Origin of the sequence: Polaribacter sp. ALD11 (assembly GCF_002831685.1) — a bacterium.
GTDB lineage: Bacteria > Bacteroidota > Bacteroidia > Flavobacteriales > Flavobacteriaceae > Polaribacter.
Window position 1 is genome coordinate 3147651 of record NZ_CP025119.1, and the last position, 21668, is coordinate 3169318.

16 protein-coding genes are annotated in these 21668 nt (G+C 30.0%); 10 read left to right on the forward strand and 6 right to left on the reverse strand.

Features of this window, described 5'->3' with window-relative positions:
- Positions 1-70 precede the first annotated feature (70 nt).
- Complete coding sequence (locus CW731_RS13735; RefSeq protein ID WP_232734678.1) at positions 71-781, forward strand: crotonase/enoyl-CoA hydratase family protein; 711 nt, start codon at positions 71-73, stop codon at positions 779-781.
- A 309-nt stretch (positions 782-1090) separates the two neighbouring features.
- On the opposite strand, the gene CW731_RS13740 is transcribed toward CW731_RS13735, so the two are convergent.
- Together CW731_RS13740 and CW731_RS13745 are read right to left on the reverse strand one after the other, a co-directional pair.
- On the reverse strand, positions 1091-1705 hold the full coding sequence (locus tag CW731_RS13740; RefSeq protein ID WP_100947261.1) for a DUF1684 domain-containing protein: 615 nt from the start codon (positions 1703-1705) through the stop codon (positions 1091-1093).
- Between the two features lie 156 nt (positions 1706-1861).
- The gene (locus CW731_RS13745) at positions 1862-2917 is read right to left on the reverse strand and encodes a branched-chain amino acid aminotransferase (protein ID WP_100947262.1); all 1056 of its coding nucleotides are present in this window, start codon (positions 2915-2917) and stop codon (positions 1862-1864) included.
- A gap of 122 nt (positions 2918-3039) precedes the next feature.
- Here CW731_RS13745 and CW731_RS13750 point away from each other — a divergent pair, with 122 nt between their 5' ends.
- Together CW731_RS13750 and mnmD are read left to right on the forward strand one after the other, a co-directional pair.
- Positions 3040-3549: a DUF4920 domain-containing protein gene (locus CW731_RS13750; RefSeq protein ID WP_100947263.1), complete on the forward strand. Its 510-nt coding sequence runs from the start codon at positions 3040-3042 to the stop codon at positions 3547-3549.
- A 132-nt stretch (positions 3550-3681) separates the two neighbouring features.
- A complete protein-coding gene (gene mnmD, locus CW731_RS13755) occupies positions 3682-4356 on the forward strand; it encodes a tRNA (5-methylaminomethyl-2-thiouridine)(34)-methyltransferase MnmD (RefSeq protein ID WP_100947721.1) in 675 nt (224 codons plus the stop codon).
- A 290-nt stretch (positions 4357-4646) separates the two neighbouring features.
- Here mnmD and CW731_RS13760 read toward each other — a convergent pair whose 3' ends face one another.
- Both CW731_RS13760 and CW731_RS13765 read right to left on the reverse strand, forming a co-directional pair.
- Positions 4647-5837, reverse strand: coding sequence for a glycosyltransferase (locus CW731_RS13760; protein ID WP_100947264.1), 1191 nt, complete (start codon positions 5835-5837; stop codon positions 4647-4649).
- Positions 5834-6784, reverse strand: a complete 951-nt coding sequence (locus CW731_RS13765; RefSeq protein ID WP_100947265.1) for a hypothetical protein — start codon at positions 6782-6784, stop codon at positions 5834-5836. The genes CW731_RS13760 and CW731_RS13765 overlap by 4 nt, the downstream gene beginning before the upstream one ends.
- Before the next feature lie 64 nt (positions 6785-6848).
- Here CW731_RS13765 and ruvC point away from each other — a divergent pair, with 64 nt between their 5' ends.
- From ruvC to CW731_RS13780, 3 genes are all read left to right on the forward strand, one after another.
- The gene (gene ruvC / locus CW731_RS13770; protein ID WP_100947266.1) at positions 6849-7403 is read left to right on the forward strand and encodes a crossover junction endodeoxyribonuclease RuvC; all 555 of its coding nucleotides are present in this window, start codon (positions 6849-6851) and stop codon (positions 7401-7403) included.
- Positions 7403-8530 carry a radical SAM family heme chaperone HemW gene (gene hemW / locus CW731_RS13775; RefSeq protein WP_100947267.1) on the forward strand — a complete coding sequence of 376 codons (1128 nt, stop codon included), beginning with the start codon at positions 7403-7405 and terminating at the stop codon, positions 8528-8530. Before ruvC ends, hemW begins: the two co-directional genes overlap by 1 nt.
- Before the next feature lie 100 nt (positions 8531-8630).
- Positions 8631-9380: a cyclase family protein gene (locus CW731_RS13780; protein WP_100947268.1), complete on the forward strand. Its 750-nt coding sequence runs from the start codon at positions 8631-8633 to the stop codon at positions 9378-9380.
- 56 nt (positions 9381-9436) lie between these two features.
- On the opposite strand, the gene CW731_RS13785 is transcribed toward CW731_RS13780, so the two are convergent.
- Positions 9437-10417, reverse strand: coding sequence for a CorA family divalent cation transporter (locus CW731_RS13785; RefSeq protein WP_100947269.1), 981 nt, complete (start codon positions 10415-10417; stop codon positions 9437-9439).
- Positions 10418-10496: 79 nt separating this feature from the next.
- On the opposite strand from CW731_RS13785, the gene CW731_RS13790 reads away from it, so the two are divergent.
- From CW731_RS13790 to CW731_RS13810, 4 genes are all read left to right on the forward strand, one after another.
- On the forward strand, positions 10497-10880 hold the full coding sequence (locus tag CW731_RS13790; RefSeq protein ID WP_100947270.1) for an MmcQ/YjbR family DNA-binding protein: 384 nt from the start codon (positions 10497-10499) through the stop codon (positions 10878-10880).
- 1086 nt (positions 10881-11966) lie between these two features.
- Positions 11967-12518: a 5-formyltetrahydrofolate cyclo-ligase gene (locus tag CW731_RS13800; RefSeq protein ID WP_100947272.1), complete on the forward strand. Its 552-nt coding sequence runs from the start codon at positions 11967-11969 to the stop codon at positions 12516-12518.
- A gap of 679 nt (positions 12519-13197) precedes the next feature.
- A complete protein-coding gene (locus CW731_RS13805) occupies positions 13198-16353 on the forward strand; it encodes a SusC/RagA family TonB-linked outer membrane protein (RefSeq protein ID WP_100947273.1) in 3156 nt (1051 codons plus the stop codon).
- 11 nt (positions 16354-16364) lie between these two features.
- Entirely contained in the window at positions 16365-17834 is a 1470-nt protein-coding gene (locus CW731_RS13810) for a SusD/RagB family nutrient-binding outer membrane lipoprotein (RefSeq protein ID WP_100947274.1), read from the forward strand.
- A gap of 720 nt (positions 17835-18554) precedes the next feature.
- Here CW731_RS13810 and CW731_RS13815 read toward each other — a convergent pair.
- On the reverse strand, positions 18555-21668 hold the full coding sequence (locus CW731_RS13815; protein ID WP_100947275.1) for a glycoside hydrolase family 2 TIM barrel-domain containing protein: 3114 nt from the start codon (positions 21666-21668) through the stop codon (positions 18555-18557).

Sequence of the window (21668 nt, forward strand, 5' to 3'; positions counted from 1 at the left end):
ATTTATATGGTAGGTTCATTTTTTTAACAAATATTTTGCTGTTTCATATTTTATTGTAACTTGTTTAAAAATGAATAAAATGAACGAATTTGTTACCTATACATCAGAAGAAAACTACGCAATAATTACAATTAATAACGGAAAGGCAAATGCAATTTCGCATGAAGTTGTAGCGGGTTTAAATGCAAGTTTAGATAAGGCCGAACAAGAAAATAAAGTAGTTGTTTTAACAGGTAAAGCGGGCATTTTTTCTGGAGGATTTGATTTAAAAGTAATGACAAAATCTCCCGAGGCTGCAAAAGAGTTGGTAACAAAAGGGTCTAAACTATCCTTAAGAATGTTATCTTTTCCGCAACCAATTATAGTAGCTTGTTCTGGTCATGCAATTGCAAAAGGGGCATTTTTATTGCTTTCTGCAGATTATAGAATTGGTGTAGAAGGCGATTTTAAAATCGGTTTAAATGAAGTGATTATTGGCATGACAATGCACCATGCAGGAATTGCTATTGCAAAAGCACGTTTGTCTGAAGTATATTTGAATAGAAGTGTAAACAATGCAGAGATTTACAGTTCTAAACAAGCAATTACTGCTGGTTTTCTAGATATTATTGTGCCGGAAGATCATTTGTTGCCAACTGCAATTAAGGTTGCAGAAATGTCTTCTAAATTGAATAAAAAAGCACATGCAGAAACAAAGCTAAGAGTTCGTAAACAGCATTTACAAGATTTAGAAAATGCCATTGAATTAGATTTAAAAGGAGTTATTTCTATCAATTCGTAAGGTTATTTCTATTATTTAAATAGTTATGATAAAAAAACAGACCTCACAGATTTTAAAACCTGTGAGGTCTGTTTTGGTTTAAGTTCAGGTTGCTATTCTGAATGAAAAATGGAGAATAATTTTATAATTAAGCCTTTTATGAAGTTTTTAAATCACTCAAAAAACTCATTACGAAAATAATATTTAGAGATTAAATAAAAATTAGAAATGATAGAAAGTTAGCAAACAATTCTAGCCCTGATTGTAGTGACATCCTTTTTTATTTTTCATAAAAAAGATACAACGAAAAGCAGGAAATAGCTTCTAAAACTAATACTTCTTAAAAACTTTAATTCCGGCTTTAATTTCTACGTCTAAATGATTTTTTCTTGGTGTTAACGGGCAAGAAAATTTGTCGTTATAAGCACAATACGGATTGTAGGTGTTGTTGAAATTTAATTCTATGGTGTTTTCTTTGCTAATATCTGTTAACATAACGTCCATATAACGCCCGCCACCATAAGATTCGTTGGCAGAAGTGTTGTCTGTAAAGGGCAGGAATAGGTAATCTTTGTATTCTTCTTCAATTAAATCATCTTGACTTTGATAAATTGTAAGTTCACGATTTTCTCCTTTTAGGGTAAAGCTTAATTTTCCGTACTCTTTGTACAAGGGTTTCCTATCTGTGGTGGTTGCCATTTTAAAAGTCGGTGCATTTTCTGTTCTAACTAATTTTGCAGTAACGATAAAAGTGGAATCTATAGGAAAGAAATCTAAGCCTTTAAAGTTTTTTAAATCTTTCTTTTCTAAGGGTGATTTTGTAGCGTCTTTATAACTTGCATTTAGTTTTTGTTGGTATGTAGTTTTTCCTATTAAAGCTCTTTTTCCTTGTGAATTGCAAGAAATAAGTATTAATAAAGATAAGAGTAGTATCAGTTTTTTCATATGAAAAGGTTGAGTTTTTAAAATTCAAAAATACAACATTCAATTATTTTAATAAGGTATTCTAATTTTAAAAATAGGGTGAGCTAGTTTCGGTTTTTAACAAAAAAAGCATCAAGAATTAACTTGATGCTTTTTTATATTTTATAAAAAATGGTTTTATAATTTCATTCTCCAACCATAAGGGTCTTCAGATTTATTTGTCTGAATATCTGTAATTGTTTTCTTTAATAAGGCAGCAAAAGGCTTTTCTAATTCTGGTAAATCGTAATCTTTTTCTTGATAACCAAAACCAGAGATAGGAGAAATTACAGCAGCAGTACCTGTACCAAACATTTCTTTTAAACTACCAGATTGTGCAGCAGCAATAACTTCTGAAACAGAAATTTTTCTTACTTCTACATTAATTTTTAAATCTTCTGCAATCTTAATGATACTTTTACGCGTAATTCCATCTAAAATTCTATCGTTAGTTGGGCTCGTAATTAAGGTATCATTAATTCTGATAAAAATATTCATGGCTCCAGCTTCTTCAATATACTCATGTGTATTGTCATCTGTCCAGATTACTTGATTGTATCCTTTTTCAATAGCTAACTGTGTTGGGTAAAACTGAGCAGCATAATTACCACCAGCTTTTGCAAAACCAACTCCGCCATTTGCAGCACGTGCATATTTTTCTTCAATTAAAACCTTTACTTTACCCGCAAAATAAGCTCCAGAAGGTGCAGTACAAATCATAAATTTATACTCATTTGCAGGAGATGCGTGAAAGCCGTTTCCAGAAGCAAACATAAATGGTCTTATATATAAAGAGCTTCCGTCATTTGTAGGAATCCAAGCGTCATCAACTTTTAATAATTCCTTTAAACCATTCATGAAAATATCTTCAGGAATTTGAGGAATAACCAAACGTTCTGCAGATTTATTTAAACGTTTGCAATTGTCTAAAGGTCTAAACAATAAAGTATTTCTATCTGCATCTTTGTATGCTTTCATTCCTTCGAAAATTGATTGTCCGTAATGAAAAATCTTTGCAGAAGGATCTAAAGAGATAGGAGCAAAAGGCTCAATAATTGGGTCTTGCCATTTTCCGTCTTTATAAGTACATGTAAGCATGTGATCAGAAAAAACACTACCAAAAGGTAGGTTATTAAAGTCTACCGTATCTATTTTAGATTTCTCTATATGTTTGATTTCTATGTTAGAATTCATATTTTTTTTTGATTAATTTTCGTTACAAATGTACATAATTTATTCATTTGATGGAATATAAAAACCACCGTTTTGATGTTAAATTCCTTACATTTGTAAACAAGTTATTAAAAATATAAGATATGAAATTAGCAATTAAATTTTGTGCAATAGCACTATTATTTTTTACAGCATGTAAAGAAGGGAAAAAAGAAAGTACAGAAGTAGCAACTCCTGCGCAAGAATTAGCATATGCTTCTTATGGTGATAAAATATCTGAAGATAAGGCAATGACTTCTGAAGAGATGTTAGCTAAATTTGAAAATATGAATGTAGGTGATACTATTAATGTAAAATTTGCATCAGAAATTAAAGAAGTTTGTACTAAAAAAGGATGTTGGATGAAATTGCCTCTAGCAGAAGAAGCAGAAACAATGGTTCGCTTTAAAGATTATGGTTTTTTTATGCCTTTAGATTCGCAAGGACAAGAAGTAATTGTAGAGGGAAAAGCATTTGTACAAATGACTTCTGTAGAAGAGTTACAACATTATGCAGAAGACGCAGGGAAAAGTAAAGAAGAAATAGCCGAAATTACTTCACCTAAAAAAGAATTTGCTTTTGAAGCAAATGGCGTTTTATTAAAAGTGGAATAAGATTATTGTTACTTAGAGCTTTACCAATATTAAAATGGATGTTAATTTAAGTAGCAAATGAAGTTTCGAAATGAACTAGTAAATTAGTTATTGGTGACCTAAAATTTATAAATGGAAAAAGACGCTGCGAGTTTGAAAAGAGAAATTTTAATTACATCAGACGGTTCTACAACCATTCATTTACCCGATTGGAACGAGCAATACCACTCAAAACATGGTGCGATTCAAGAAGCGTATCATGTTTTTTTACGTGCTGGTTTTGATCAGATTATAGAAAAAAATAAAAATATTTCTATTTTTGAAATTGGTTTTGGTACAGGTTTAAATGCGTTTATCACTTTTTTAGAAGCAGAAAAAAATGCCATTAAAATTAATTATGTTGGTGTAGAAGCGTATCCTATTTCTTCGGAAGAAGTTTTAAAATTGAATTATGTAGAGGAATTAAAAGCCACAAACGAGCAAGTTATTTTCGATGAAATGCATGCGATTTCTTGGGAAGAAAAACAGGCTATCTCAGAGCGGTTTCAACTCACGAAAAGAAAACAATTTTTTCAAAATATTTCAGACAAAAATGCTTTTGACTTAATTTATTTTGATGCGTTTGGAGCCCAAAATCAACCAGAATTATGGACCGAAGACATTTTCTTAAGAATGTATAATGCCATAAAAGAAAACGGAATTTTAGTAACCTATTCGGCAAAAGGGAGTGTTAGAAGAGCAATGCAAACGGTAGGTTTTTCTGTAGAACGAATTCCTGGGCCTCCAGGGAAAAGAGAAATGTTAAGAGCAACTAAAATAAGTAATTAGCAAACAATTCTTGTTAAATAGTATTAGAAAACAATAAAGAAATAAAGATGGAATTCAAAAGAAAATTCGGTAAAAAGAAGCAAACTAAACCTACAAAAGGCATTTTTTTAATACTATTGTTAGTTATTGCTGTTGTACTTTGGTTTAAAATGGAGCCTATTATGAACTCTTTATTTTCAAAATAATTTTCGAAGCAATTTCCAGCTTTCCGTTGTATCTTTTTTTGAGAAAAACAAAAAAAGGATGCCACTTCAATCTGGGCTAAAATAGTTTGTTGGCTTTTAGAAAACCTATTTTTTAAAAGTTCTTCCTTTCCAACTGTATTCAGAAAAAAGGGATTTAAAAACAATAAAAACGCTAAAAAAAGGATATAAAATACTACTAAAAATATACCATTTTAAAAATGATTTTTTGTGATTATAAAAAAACATCGTTGGTATAAATAAAAATAAATCGATTGCTGTTTTTAGTAATAAAGGCAAAAGAATTACCAAGATGTTGTTTGATAAAAACACACTAAGAATTACACTAATATTTATTAGAAAAACCAACAGACCAATTAATTTTACTTTAGTAGATTTAAATTTACTTGTTTTAGAAGCCCAACGAACTCTTTGGTGTATTAAGTTTTTAATTGTCTTTACAGGAAAAGTAGAAACAATTGCATCTTTAGATTTTAAAAACTGAACTCCTTTTTTATCATGTTCAATAAATTTTTCAAAGAGAAAAATATCATCTCCACTTGCAATGTTGTTATTTCCAACAAATCCGTTTAGTTTTAAGAACGTTTCTTTTTTGTAAGCTAAATTTGCACCATTGCATAAAAAAGGAGAATTGATGCCAAAACTACCAATGGTAGTTCCTTGTAAACTCATAAAATCTAATAACTGAAATTGTTCTAAAGAAGTATTATTTACAATATAGTTTACAGGAGCAACAACCATTTTTGGGCTATTTTTTTGAATGAAAGCATCTAAAGTTGAAAGCCATTTTTGTGGTAAAATACAATCTGCGTCTGTAGTAACAATCCAGTTGTTTTTAGCAATAGCAACTGCTGTTGAAATGGCATCTTTTTTTGGCGAGTTTGATGTTCTATTATTACTAATTATACAGATGTCAGTTTGAGTGATTTCGCTATTTTTCGAAATTGTGTCGAGTACTTGTTTCCGTTCTAAGATTTCTCTTCGTTTCTCGTTAGAAATAACAGACTTAAATTTTTTTATGAGTTCAGTAGAACCATCCGAAGAAGCATCATCTACAAAAATAAATGTTACCAATTCTTTAGGATATTCTAAAGCTAGAATAGAATTTAACAAACCAAGTAGGTTTTTTACTTCATTCCTAAACGGAATAATTACAGAAAAACTCGTTTTCGGAATCTTGCTTTCAGGTTTAAATTCATCCATCTTTAGAAACCCAATTGCTAAAGAAATAATTAGAATTGTGTAAGATGAAAATAGAAAAATAAGAATCCAAATCATGTGGTCTGTTTGGGGTTAAAAGTAAGTACAAAATAGCTGCCAATACTTGCAGGAATTACAAAATTTAAAATCCACATAAGTGTTGTAATGCTTAGAATAGTAAATGTATCAACCTTTAAAAAACCGAAAATAAAAAGAGCAACCGTTCCTTTTAAAACAGCATCAAACAAAGATAACATGGGTATGAAAGAACTAATGAGATACAAACTACTAATTGCTGTAACTGCATCGATGTAAGAAATGTTTACATTAAAAATTAGCAATAAAAAATAAAATTGATGGGAGAAAACCAAGTATTTTAAAAAGGATAAATAGGCAATTTTAAAATGTTGTTTCCTGTTCAGTTTTACGGCATAACTTTTAAACAAGTTCTTTTTGGTGAGTAAAGTTTTCCAAAGAAAAAAGAATACTAAAAGAGCTACAAAACCAATAAAAATCCAATTATAAATTTTATTGAAGTTCAAGTCAACATTTTGTTTATTTACAAAATAAAGCAAGCTTAAAACACCAAGAAAGACTGTCGCTAAAAGTTGATACAGATTTCCAATTAAATTTAAACTCAGAATTTGTTTTCGAAAAGGTTTTTCAAAATAGAGCGCTTTTGCACCATATTCGCCAATTCTATTAGGTGTAATTAAAGAAGTTGTTAAAGAAGCCAAACTTTGTATTGCCGCAGATTTTTTACTTATTTTAATGCAGAACGATGCTAGTGTTTCCCATTTTAGAATTTCTAAAAACCAATTTAAAATACTTAAAGCGAGTAAAAAAAACAGATTTTTGATTGAAAAAACATTGTTTTCGATCAGTTTTTGATAAAATGAAGCAAAATTTAATTGACTATTAGTGGTGAGTTTTAGCCATATAAAATATCCGCAACCAAATACAATACTTAGTTTTATGAGCAACCAAAAGAATTGTTTAGATTTGTGTGTTAGCGAATAATTCATTGTTTGCAAAGTAACAAATAATCGTGATTAAGTTAGATGAGAAAAACAAAAACAATCTAAGGTTGTGAAGACAGAAAAAATTATTTTAGGAATTGATCCTGGAACCACAATTATGGGTTTCGGGCTCATAAAAGTGATTGGTAAAAAAATGGAATTCATTCAAATGAATGAATTAATGCTGAAGAAATACGACGATCATTATTTAAAGTTAAAACTAATTTTCGAGAGAACGATCGAGTTGATAGACACCTATAATCCTGACGAAATTGCAATTGAAGCTCCGTTTTTTGGTAAAAATGTACAATCGATGTTAAAGTTAGGTAGGGCACAAGGCGTTGCCATGGCGGCTGGTTTGTCTCGTGAAATACCCATTACAGAATACTTACCAAAGAAAATAAAAATGGCAGTTACAGGAAGCGGAAGTGCAAGTAAAGAGCAAGTTGCTTTGATGTTAAAATCGCTATTAAACTTAAAAACATTGCCTAAAAACTTAGATGCAACAGATGGTTTAGCTGCAGCAGTTTGTCACTTTTATAATTCAGGGAAAGTTGTAGGTGGAAAAAATTATAAAGGTTGGGCGAGTTTTGTGAAACAGAATGAAAAGCGAGTTAAAAAATAATGTCTGGAATATACATTCACATACCATTTTGTAAGCAAGCATGTTTTTATTGCGATTTTCATTTTTCTACTTCATTGAAGAAAAAAGGCGACATGATTTCATCTTTAATTAAAGAAATTGAAATCAGAAAAAACGAATTAGGAAATACAATTATAGAAACTATTTATTTTGGTGGAGGAACACCTTCTGTTTTAAATACTGAAGAAATTCAGGAATTAATAAATGCGGTTTATGCAAATTTTAAAGTTGCAGAAAACCCGGAAATAACCTTAGAAGCAAATCCTGATGATTTATCTGAAGAAAAAATAATAGCACTTTCTAAATCACCAATTAATAGATTAAGTATAGGTGTTCAATCTTTTTTCGAAAAAGATTTAAAGCTAATGAACCGAGCTCATAATTCTGAAGAAGCAAAAAAATCTTTGTCTTTGGCAACGAAGTATTTTAAAAATATTTCTGTAGATTTAATTTATGGAGTTCCTGATTGTACCAATGCAGCATGGCGAGAAAATATACAAACAGCATTAAGTTTTGGCATTCCGCATATTTCTAGCTATGCATTAACGGTAGAGCCAAAAACGGCTTTAGAAACCTTAATAGCGAAAGGGAAAATTAAAAATGTAGATGAAGAAAAGGCACAAGAACAATTCTATATTTTAATTGAAGAATTAGACAAGGCTGGTTTTATACATTATGAACTGTCTAACTTCGGGAAAGAAAATTTCTTTAGCAAAAATAATTCGTCATACTGGTTAGGCAAATCTTATTTAGGAATTGGACCTTCTGCGCATTCTTTCGATGGAAAACAGCGTAGTTGGAATGTGAGAAACAATCCTAAATATATAAAATCGATTAAAGAGAACAAATTGCCTATAGAAAGAGAAATACTTTCTATAACCGACAGATATAATGAATATGTTATGACGGGTTTGCGAACAATTTGGGGAGTTTCATTAGAGAAGATTAAACAAGGTTTTGGTGAAAAATTTATAGTTTATTTAGAAAATCAATCTAAAAAATACATTGAACAAGAATTATTGTTTGTTGAAAATAACATTTTAAAAACTACTAAAAAAGGAAAGTTTTTAGCAGATGGAATTGCATCAGATTTATTTATGTTGAATTAGGTTTAACTCCTTTTTTCTTTCAAATTATTTGAATATAGTTTACTTAAAAACTTATATTTGGATTTATTATTCATAAAACACAGTAACAATTTTAACGCACATGAAAGCAATTATAGAATACAATTCTAGAAAAATAGAAGTAAATATATCCAATCCCATAGATATTTCAATTCCTATAGATGTATCAAAAACAAATGTAAATGCTTGGTATTTAGAAGAGCCAAAAATTTTTCCTGTAGATTTTGATGGCGAAAAAGCAAAGGTTTCAGAAGGTGCTGTGGTAAATTTTAATAACATTCATTTTAATCCTCATTCTCATATTACACATACAGAATGTGTTGGGCATATTACAAAAGAAGTTCATTCTGTAAATCAAAATTTAAAATTTTATATTTTTCTTGCAGAAGTAGTTACAGTTGCACCAGAAAGTAGAGGTGAAGATTTTGTAATTTCAGAAAAACAATTAAAAACAGCTTTAAAGAATAAGAAAAGAGATGCAATTGTAATTAGAACATTGCCAAATTTAAAGGACAAAAAATCGATGCAATACTCGAATACAAATCCGCCTTATTTATTAGAAGAAGCTGCAATTTATTTACGAGAGAAAGGTATAAAACATTTATTGATAGATTTGCCTTCTATAGACAAAGAAAAGGATAATGGTAAGCTATTAGCACACAATGCTTTTTGGAATACTGCAGGAGAAATAAGAATGAATGCTACTATTACAGAATTTATTTATGTGCCAAATGACATAGAAGATGGTGAGTATTTATTAAATTTAATGATTGCGCCTTTCGAAAATGATGCAACGCCAAGTAAACCGGTTTTGTATAAAATTATAAAGTAAATTTTTATAAATTAAGACTCTTTCTTGTTTAAAACTGAAAAGGGTTCATAAACAACTTAAAACCACTTTTTGCGTTTAAAATACCAAACAGAAATAACGGTAACCAATACCATAATTCCTAATAAAATGAAATAACCATATTTTAATTTTAATTCAGGAATATATTCAAAATTCATTCCGTAGATTCCAGCTAAAAAAGTTAACGGAATAAAAATAACAGATAAAATAGTTAAGGTTTTCATTACTTCATTTAAACGATGCCCTTGAATACTGAAAATTAAATTTATTTTGCTTTCTAACTCTTGTAATTCAAAATCGATGTTAGAAATTAAGTTATTAGTTTGCTCTTTTAGTTCACTAAAATATTTTACATCAAAACCGGTAATTTCAATTTTTTCTAGCTTAACAATAGTGTCTTTTAAAGACATCGTTGCTTTCTTAAAATTGAACAACTCTTGCTTTCTTTTTTCTACTAAAGAAGTGAATTCTGGTGTTGGTTTTATATGCGTAGAATTTAGTTTATGAGCACTTAATTCTGCATTTTCTTCATAAGTATCTTGATAATTATCAATAATAGATTCTAATAATAAAAACAGTAAATAATCTGCTCTTTTCTTTCTTACAATGCCTTTATTTCCTTCTAAGCGTTCACGAATCCAATTAAAATAGTCTCCTTTCTTTTCTTGAATAGACCACAAGAAATCCGCAGAAACAATAAAAACCATCTGCTCAGAATCTAATTTCTGACTTTCAGTAATTAAAACACGTGTTGTAATAAATAATAGATTGTCTAGTAAAATTACCTTGTTCGGGTGTTCTTCATCACCTAATAGTTTTATTAAAAAATCGTCTAGCTTATTTTGATAAATTATTTTTTTATATTCATCTTGATATCTAATTCCATAAGTATTTAGCCACTCTATAGTATCTGTGCCTTGAGATAGATTTATTTGAGAAATTGCAGAAAAATCAGTTTTCTCATAAGTTTTGGCAGAATAAGTAATGATAGACGTGTTATCTAGAAATTCATTTTCCATCGTAAAAAATAATTGTAAATTTGATAGTTAAAGATACTTATTAAAATAATAAAAAAGGTGCTTTTAAATTGAAGACTTTATGAATATTGAACAGTTAAGAGATTTTTGTATTGCAAAAAAAGGAGTTACAGAGCATTTCCCTTTCGATGAGGTGACTCTAGTTTTTAAAGTGATGGGGAAAATGTTTGCACTTACAAGTTTGAATAATTGGGAAAAAGGAGAGGAGAAAATTAATTTAAAATGCGACCCTGATAAGGCAGAAGAATTACGAGGCCAATACGAAGGCATTAACCCTGGTTGGCACATGAATAAACGACTTTGGAATACGGTAACTATTAATTCTAGTGATGTTTCAGGTGATTTGGTGAAAGAATTAATAGATCACTCTTACGATTTGGTGGTAAAAGGATTGACAAAAAATACAAAAGGAATTAGACAAAATATTAAAATTAGAAATCAGTAAAATGCTGATTTAAAAGTAATTTAATTAATAGATAAGTCTTTGTTTAATAACTTACAGGATTTTTCAATTCATAATTCAATTAAAAAACGAACATAAGTTTTATTGGTTCTTTTTTTAAATATTTATAAAAGCATTTTTTGTCATATTTACTACATTTACAATATCATTTAAATAATTTTTTTGATTTGCATTTTCTATTTTAAAACCCAATAGATAATGCATTCTTTTTTCTTGAATATTAGAACATTTTTATTGTAAACAAAAGTAGAAGGAGGTTTATATTTAGATATTGAAACGATTTTTAATTTTTATAAAAATAAAATAAGGCGTCCTAATTAAAATGTGTTTTTCATTTTATAATATTATTCTTATTAGTTTTAAGACTCAAGTCCTTTTAATATTTTAAAAAGAAACTTTTAATTTCAGTGAGTTTGTTAAGCTCAAAAAAGATTCTCCAAAAGAAGTTTTTTTTAAAGAAAAACTCAACTTTTTTTGAAGTGTTTTAGTTACTTTTTTAAGTATGAGGTAAATTACTTCCTATAATAAAAATATCATTTTCTGTATGATTAGAAATTTTATCACTAGCCAATGAAGCTCCACCTCTTTTTCAATAAAACTTACTAGAACTTCATGGTGTTGATGTAATTTATCATAAAAAATCATCTCAATGTCTTCTAGATAAACTAATGTGTTATTTTCTGGTTCTATAATTCTAAAAGGTAAAACTCTCATTTATTTAGATCTGTATGATCTCAAAATATCCAATAATATACACTTATTACCTAATAAGGGTGAATTTAGTATTAAAGTTGATTAACTTAATCTTATTTTTAAAAGTTAATTATTTAATGTTTTTTAGAATTGAAAACTAAACATAAAGGTGTTTGTAATTGTATCTGGTTTTCTACTTAATTTACTGCTAAAAACAAGACGAGTCTTCTTGTTTATTCAAAAAAAGTATATATTGGGAGAAAAGATTATTTTATTGCAGAAATTTTAAGAGAAGGAATAGTTAACATTAATTATTGATGTTACTTAGGTTAAGTAAGTAAATTTATTTTCTTAAAATTTACTATCTTTGAGATAATGAATAAAGTAGCTCTTCGAAAACTATATAAGCAAAAACGTAAAGATTTGTCAGTTTTTCAACTTGAAGAATTTCAAGAAAAAATATATGAAAAAATTTTTGAGTTAGATTTTTCTTCAGTAAAAACAATTCATATTTTCCTATCAATAAAAAGATTTTCAGAAATTAATACAGGTCCTATAATAGATTTTTTATTATTAAATAAAAAGGTTATTGTAGTTAGTGTAAGTGATTTTTCTACAAATAAATTAAAGCATTTTTTGTTTGATAATAATACAGTAATTAAAGTAAATTCTTATGGGATTCCAGAGCCTGTGAATGGAATAGAAATAGATGTTAATAAGATAGATATGGTATTTGTTCCTTTATTAATTTCGGATGAAAAAAAATACAGAGTTGGTTACGGAAAAGGTTTTTATGATAGATTTCTTGCTGAATGTAGAACTGATGTAATAACTATTGGGTTAAATTTTTTTCAACCAATTAAAGAGATTGTTGGTTTGAATAAATATGACGTTGCGTTAAGTGAGGTTATATATCCTAACAGTTAGGAAAAGAAAATAGATTTATGGTGTAATTTTTTTTTAATTTATTATTGAAGGAATATTTTTTTTCAGGATGAAAAGTTAAACCTATTATTGTAACCTTCAAGTTGATGCTATCTGTATTTAACCAATTTTATTTTGTTAGTATAATTGGTTTTCTATTAAGATATTACATGTTTGTGGCACAAACAAAAACAGATCAATAGTATTAAATTCAATATAAATAATCTTCACGTTCAATTCTATTTATACATATTTCCCTTGTTTTCTATTCATTTATATAATTGCGAGACAATAATGCTTTCATAATTTTATTTATAATATACAGAAAGTAGTGTTTAAGGAAGACAACTTATTCTTACTTAGTTTAGAGTATGTGTTCTTTAGTCATTGAATACTATGATTTTTAAAATTTTAAGGCATTTTTTTATTATTTACTTCATCTGTTTTTTTTTCTAAAAAGTACTCTCTTTCTAGTATATAAATGTGTTAGTTTTTTTACGTTACGAATACTATATTAAATATTGATTTTAGTTAGGATTAGTTCTTTAATCGAGTCGTTTTGTTGTTTTATTAGTACGAAATAATCAAATACTGATACATTTTTATCAGCTTATCTCATATTTTTTTTTTCTTACAAATATATTTATACTTTTAAACCATTGATAACTATAAATGAAAAAATATGAAAACAAAATTTACATTTTTTTTAACATTTCTATTTCTTGTTTCTGTGCAATTTACAGTTGCACAAGAAAAAAGGATTAAAGGGATTGTTAAAGAAGGATCCGACCCGTTACCAGGTGTTAGTATTCTAATTAAAGGAACCTTAAAAGGTACACAGACAGATTTTAATGGTAATTATGCGATCAAAGCAAATACAGGGGACGTTCTTGTTTTTAGCTACGTAGGTATGGAGGCTAAAGAAGTAACTGTAAATAATTCTAATATAATTGATGTCTTTTTAGAGGGAAGTAACTTATTAGATGAAATTGTTATTACAGCTTTAGGAAAAGTAAGAAAGAAAAAATCTGTGGGTTTTGCACAACAATCTGTAGAAGGGCAAGATCTAGTAAAAACGAATGAGGTTGATATTAATAATTCAATTGCAGGTAAGGTTTCTGGAGTTCAGGCATTGGGTAATTCTGGTGCAACTTTTGATGGTGCTTTGATACGTTTACGAGGTAACTCAAACGTTCTTTACGTAGTAGACGGTGTTAGAGTGCAATCTGCAGGAGATATTAATACTGCGGATATTGAAAGCATCTCTGTTCTTAAGGGAGGGGCGGCGACAGCTTTATATGGTACAGATGCAAGTGGTGGTGTAATAATTGTTACATCTTCAAAGGCAAAACAGGGGCAATCAATAAAGTTGCAATTAAGTACAGAAATGGCAAATGCAACTAACATATTAGAATATCAAAATGAATATGGAGGAGGTTACACCCAAGATTTTATTACTTTACCAAATGGAGAGTTGCGTCCTGACTATGGGGCAGATCAGTCATGGGGGCCAAAATTAGATGGTACCTTAGTAAGACATTGGGATAGTTGGATTGTTGGAGACCCTGAATATGGGAAATTACGTCCGTGGTCGGCAAACCCTAATAATGTAAAAGATTTTTATGAAACTGCAACAGTAAATAAAGCCATACTTACGTTTCAAAGCGGAGGAGAAAACCATCACTTAAGCACAACTATTCGAAATGTAAGTCAAGAAGGTATTTTGCCGAATACTGAAAGAAAAACGACGCAGATTAGTGTAAATGCAGATTATAATGTAACTAAAAAATTAACTTTAGACGCAAATATAAATTATCAAATAAGAAATACCTTAAATAACCCTCAATTAGGATATACTGGTAGTGGTTCATTTTTTAGACCGAACTTATGGTGGCAACGTCAATTAGATATCCATAGATTGAAAGATTACAAACGTAATGGTCAATTTGTTTCGTGGAATTTACAAAGTCCAACAAACCCGACCCCTGCATATTGGGATTCTCCTTATTTTGAATTTTATGAAAATAGAAATGAACAAGACAAAAATGCAATTTTTGGTAAATTAGCCTTAAATTATAAAGTTAATGAGAAGTTAAGTGCAAATCTACAGTATCGTAGAACTTTTAGTCATTTTAATTCTTACAAGATTGGTGCTTTCGGAGGAAGAGGTGGAGCAACAGACCCTCAATTTGAAGAAACTACATCCAGTCGAGCAGAAAACGAAGTTTATGGTACAATGAATTTTAATGATAAGTATGGTGATGAAGGAAAAATTGAGTTTGCTTCTACTGCAGGGTTTCAAATAAAGAATGAAACTTATAATTCTACTTATGCTTCATCTGTTGGAGGGTTAACTGTTCCTGGTTTCTATTCAGTTGAAACTTCGGTTGACAGGCCTACCTACAATGCAACCACCTATAAAGAAGAGTCTAGAGCTGTTTTTGGGAACGTAAATATTGGCTATAATGATATTATCTATTTAGATGCTTCTCTACGTGCAGATTGGAGTTCAACTGCAAACCCTGATAATAACAGACTTATAACTTATGGTGTTTCTTCTAGTTTTATCTTTAGTGAATTATTACAAGACGCGGGGTTTTTAAGTTTTGGTAAATTAAGAGCAGGTATTTCAAGTGCTCCCTCTTTTCCAAATGCTTACCTTATAAATGCAACGTACCAAAGTTCAGGTAATTATAATGGTTCACCATTGTTTTCTATTCCAAGTACTGCTGCAAACCCTTTAATAGCAGGAGCAAGTACAAAAGAGTCTGAGTTTGGACTAGAGATGAAGTTCTTTGATAATAAGATAGCTTTAGATTTAACTTATTATAACACCAAAATAGAAGATTTTCCTCGATTAGATTTATTACCATCTTCAACAGGTAGTTCAACTATTTATAGAAATACAGGAAAAGAAACAAGAAGTGGTTTTGAAGGAAGTTTAAACTTTAAACCTATAAGTACTGAAAACTTTAAATGGGATGTTGGGATTAATTTTGCAACCATTGACTGGAAGGTAAATGAAATAGATGCGAATGATGACCCTAATACACCTTCAACTCGTAGATTAGATAGAACCTGGACATTTAACAATAGTTATGTGGTTTTAAGAGATGTAGAAGGAGAGAGTAAAGGTAATATTTATGGAGTTAAGGCAAAGAGAGATTCGCAAGGTCGTATTATTATAGATCAGTCTGCAGGTGATTGGTCAGAAAATGCAATTGTTAGAGAAGACGATCAGCTGATAGGTAATTTCTTACCAGATTTAACAGGAGGGCTTACCAATACAATCCATTACAAAGATTTTGAATTGTCTGCATCTATTGATTTTCAGGTTGGAGGAGATTATTACTCTCAATCTAAACGTTGGGCAACTGGTTCTGGACACAGTATAGAAACAGTAGGGGTAAATGATAAAGGAAATTCAATTAGAGATGATGTTTCTAATGGTGGTGGTATTCGTTTAGATGGTGTAGATTCTGTTACAGGTGAACCTGTTACAAGGTATTTTGACGCTACGGCATATTTCGATAGGCAATTACCAGCATTTGCAGAAAATTTAGTATATGATGCTAGTTATGTGAAGTTACGTCAATTATCATTATCATACAATTTACCCAAAGAAGTAAGTGAAAAATTGGGTGTAGATAATATACAAACAAGTATTTTTGGAAATAATCTATGGCTTATTTATGCTGCCGATGAAATCGATCCTTCTGAGATTGAGAACGTAAGTGGTTCATCTTTAGGTAGATCTGGTGCAGGTTTTAGATGGGCAGAAGGAGCGCAATTTCCAAGCACTAGAACTTTCGGACTTAATCTTAGTGTAACGTTTTAAAAATTAAAATAATGAAAATAATTAAAAATAGTTTTATAGTAGTACTTATTATATTACTCAATTCATGTTCTAATGTTGATTTTGGTGATACAAATGTTGACCCAAACTCACCAACAAAAGATTTAACAAATGCATTGTTATCTGATGCCTTATTTATTACTGGAAATGTGGCTACAGCGTTAACACCAGGGTACTATGTGCAGCATTATGCAGATATTCAGTACACCGATGGTGAGCGTTATGGAACCGCAGAATTTGGTTATTCTGGTTTTTATACAGGAGTTTTAAATAACTTAGAACGCATCATTTCTTTAAATACAAATGAAGCAACAAAAAGTCAGGTAGCAGTTTTTGGATCTAATTCAAACCAAATTGCTGTAGCAAAATTAGTGAAAGCTTATACCTATCATACAATGACAGATAGGTGGGGGCAAATTCCGTTTACAGAAGCAAATAAACCATTAGAATTTTCTGAGCCTTCATTTGATAGTCAAGAAGTTATTTATGATGGTATTTTTAACTTAATTGACGATGCATTAGCTCAAATAGATAATGGTTCAGGACCAACAGGTGATATCTTACTTGAAGGAAATATGACTCGCTGGAAAGAATTTGGTAATACTTTAAAGGTTATTATGGCATTAAGACTTTCTGATGTTAGTACAGAAATGACTGCTCTTTCAGGAATTTCAGATTATGCAAGAACAAAATTCAATGAAGGAATCACTGGGGCTATTTCATCAGTAGCTAATAATATTGAATTTGCTTACACATCAGATGATAGTACAGACAACCCATGGGAAGATAGATATAACGGTAATAGAGCTCCAGATTATGCTGTAAGTGATGTTCTTGTAGATTTTTTACAGGATTCAAATAGAAATGATCCAAGAATTTCTAAATATGCTGATGAGGTGCCAAATGCACCCGGAACATATGTGGGAATGATTTATGACTTAATTACACCCAATGTAGATAGAGCAGATATATCATACATTACAGGCAATATTGCTAATAATAGTGAAGCTCCTGGATATGTATATACTTATGCACAAATTGCTTTTGCGAAGGCAGAAGCTGTAGAAAAAGGATGGATGACAGGAAGTGCTAAGTCTTTTTATTACGAAGGTATAAAAGCATCAATGGATCAGTGGGGTGTAAGCAACAATGACTACAATAAGTATATTACTGAGACTGCTGTAGTGTGGAATGCTTCAAATAGCATGAAGTTGATTGCAGAACAAAAGTGGGCATCATTATTTATGCAACCTTTTGAAGCATGGGCAGAATGGAGAAGATTAGATCACCCAGTTTTAACTCCACATTCATCTCCTTTAAATGGAACAGTTATTCCTGTAAGAATGGGGTATGCTAGTGGAATTAATGATTCTAATAAAGCAGAGTTAGATAAAGCAATATCTAAACAAGGTCTGCCTAAGTTTGATGATTTAGGAACAAAAGTATTTTGGGATGTAAATTAGAGTAATTATTTGAATTAATTGGAAGAAGTCGTCTAAAATAATTTTAGGCGGCTTTCTTTTTTAAAAAGATTTCCTTTTCCTTTTTTTCTTTGCTTTATAACTTCCTATCTATTTTATCTTTTTCTCGTTCGCCAAGAACAAATTTATTTAGATAAACAATGCCGGCCATAGGATTATTTTCACGACTCTCCATGGCATCTCTAATTTTAAGCATAAATAAACGTGCTGTCTTTTTTCATTGATTCCAAAACGAACTGTGACATAGCTTGTAGAAGTACTTTTTATAATGATTCTCATTTCAAAAACAATAAAAAAAGCTTTTCTGACACTAGAATTTACTTTGTAAAAAACTGATTTTGAGGTAACAGGGTCTTCACGAGAACAGCTATTATAAGTCAGTAAAACAAACCTTTCTTGGTTGTGTTTTTTTATGGTTATACTTAACAAAGCTAAAACCATCTTTCCGTTTAATATTTCTTACAATCACTATTCGTTTTAAACTGATCGAAGAAGTTGAGAAGGTTTTATCCCTTAAAATCACTCATATATAATATTATAATTAATTTAAATAACTATAAGAAAACAACTTGTGTCTCTGATTATACAGATTAAAATATTGCTTTCTTGATTTATAATGAATTTAATTTTAACATTCCTAAATCAGTTTATATTTACAAGAAAAAAATATAAACTGAATAAAAAGAATAGTTTTTTTAAAAATTAATGACTTATAGTTGGTTCAATTGTAAATGAGTATTTGTAGTTCTTATTAGCCTTAATTGTATATTCTTTATGTACGAATCTTCCCCATGAAGTATCGCCTCCAACGCCCATTTGTTTATAATCGATATTCCATTGAACTGTACTTCCAATTTTAATATCTGCGCCATGTTTCTTGGTTACGGGAATCAAACCAGAAGCAGATTTACCAGCATCATTAGAATTAAAATCAAGTTCTTTTATGTCAAATGGCCAAACACTTGTATTAAATAAATGCTGACTTGTAGCTTTTAAATTAATGTCTTTTGATGCTATTTGCACCCAACGAACATCTGTTTTATTTCCTGTTTCTTGTGGACGAGGATAAGCATGAAATTGCTCTTCAACTTTACCCGAATAAATGCCTGTTTTCTGACCAGTTTTTCTGTCCCAATAACTTTCTTCTGGACCTTTTCCATGCCAAGATATATCTGAGAAGTCTTTATTAAGAGTAAGAAACATTCCTAATCTTGGAATATTTGGTAGCTCTTTTTGATTGGCGTTAAAAGAGTAATCTAATGTTAAAGCCCCAGAATTATGTATTGTGAAATACACAATTATGGTTGCTTCATCTTTAGGTAAATGATAGGAAACAGCATATGAAACTTCCTTGTTGTTTAGAATAGGTTTTTTAATCAACTTAGCGATGTAATTGTAACTCGCATCTTGCCAAGTTTTAGCCCATTTATCCATTCCGTTTCCTAAATCATTATCTGTCGGGGGACGCCAAAAGTTTGGTTTAATTGGATGATTTGTAATTTCTTTACCTTCAAAGACCCAAGAAATAATTTCTCCAGAGGTTGAGTTTATTTTTAAAAAAGTTGAATTGTTTGAAATATTAATTTCATTTTCAATGCTTTTTATATTTAAAGCAGTTGCCTTGTTTGTAAAGGTCGGAGCAGCAGTAATTTCTTTATTAAGAATAAATTGATCCCAAGCAACTTCATGCCCTTTAGGAATCATATTAGTTGCTGTTTTTTGAATAAGATTAGCTTCTAAAATAACCTCATTTTCTGGAATAAATGTATTTGGAATTTCAGAAAAATACATTTGTACTTTTGATTGTGGTTTAATATTTAAGGCTACATTTTTAACCAAGATATTTTCCTTTCCATCTATTAAAATTTTTAATAGTAATGTTTTATTAGATAAGTCTGCAAAGAAATTTTTATTTTCTATTTCTAGAACTCCATTTCCTAAGTAGTTGAATTGAACCGGTTCATAGACTTTTTTTACTTCCGATAAATGTGGGTGAGGTTTTCTATACGGATCTACCAAACCATTGTTTAAAAAGTTACCATCCGTTGGTAGATCTGGGTGATAATCGTGTCCGTAAGCTAAGTATGGTTTTCCATTTTTGTCTTTATATTCTAAGCTTTGGTCTACCCAATCCCAAATAAAACCACCTTGTAAATTGTCGTATTCTTCGATGATATTCCAATAATCTTGTAAATTCCCAACAGAATTTCCCATTGCGTGTGCATACTCAATCATAATAGATGGTTTCTCTGAATTTGATTTCCCATGTTTGATTAAATACTCAGGTTTTGGGTACATTGGACAATACAAATCTGTATAATCATCTTTTCCCGCAGGTTCATATTGTACTATTCTGTTGTTATCTTGTGCTTTCAACCACTTATAAGTAGTTTTAAAAACAGTGCCTTTACCTGCCTCATTTCCTAAAGACCAAGAATATATTGAAGCATGATTTCTATCTCTATAATACATTCTTTTTGTACGCATTAAGTGCGCAGGCAACCAACTCATTTCATTTCCTATTTGAGTTTTCTCATCAATTGCCAAAGGATGACTTTCTATATTCGCTTCATCTACTACATACAAACCATAGTTATCGCATAAATCTAACCAATAAGGATCATTGGGGTAATGAGAGGAACGAACAGCATTAATGTTATGTTGTTTCATCAATTTAATATCTTTTTCCATAGATGCCTTAGAAACTACATGACCAGTAAAAGGATCTGTTTCGTGTCTGTTTACACCTTTTATATAAATTGGTTTTCCGTTAATTAATACTTGGGCATCTTTAATTTCTACACGTTTAAAGCCTACCTTTTTATATATAAACTGATTATCACCTAAAGAAACATATAAATTATATAAGTTAGGTGTTTCTGCAGACCAAGATTTTACATTCTCAATGTTTTTATCAATTTTGAAGTCTAGCGTAGAATTTGCAGAAACTATAACCGTTTTTGCTTCTTTAAATTCATCATTTAAAGAAATTGTAATTTCTTTTGTAACTTCTTTATCGGTATCATTTGTAATTGAGAAAATACCATTAAAAATTCCGTTTTTATAAGAAGTATCTAACGTTGTTTTTGCATGATAATCTGAAAGATATACTTTAGGTCTAGTATATAGGTAAACTTCACGTTCAATTCCGCTCATTCGTAACATGTCTTGACTTTCTAAATAACTTGCGTCAGACCATCTAAATAATTGTAAAGAGATTAAGTTTTTCCCTTCTTTTAATTGTTTTGAAATATTAAATTCTGCTGGCGTTTTACTTCCTTGTGAATAGCCAGTGTACTTGCCATTAACATAAACATACATTGCAGATTTTGCTCCAGCGAAATGAAGGATAACATCTTCAGACAAGAATTCTTTATTTAAAGTGATTTCTTTTCTATAAGTTCCTACAGGATTGTAATCTGTTGGCGCACTTGGCCATTTTGTTGTAAACGGGTAACGTTCATCTAAATAAATAGGATGACCATATCCTTCTACTTCCCAATTTGCAGGAACAGGAATTGTTTTCCAGTCAGTATCATCAAATGTTGTGTTTTGAAAAGTTGTAGGACGTTTTTTAGGATCTTTTACCCAATTGAATTTCCAGTCTCCATTCAAACTTAAAAAACGGTTTGAATTTTCTTTTGAGTTAATTTCCGAATTTTCAAAAGTGAAATATGTAGCTCTAGGGGCTAACTTATTTTCTTCAAATATTTGATGATTAAAGTGATTTTTTTGAGCTGATACAGCTTCTAAACGTTTTTTATTACAGCTAAAAATAAGGCAAAATAATAGGGTGTATAGTAGTTTTAATTTCAT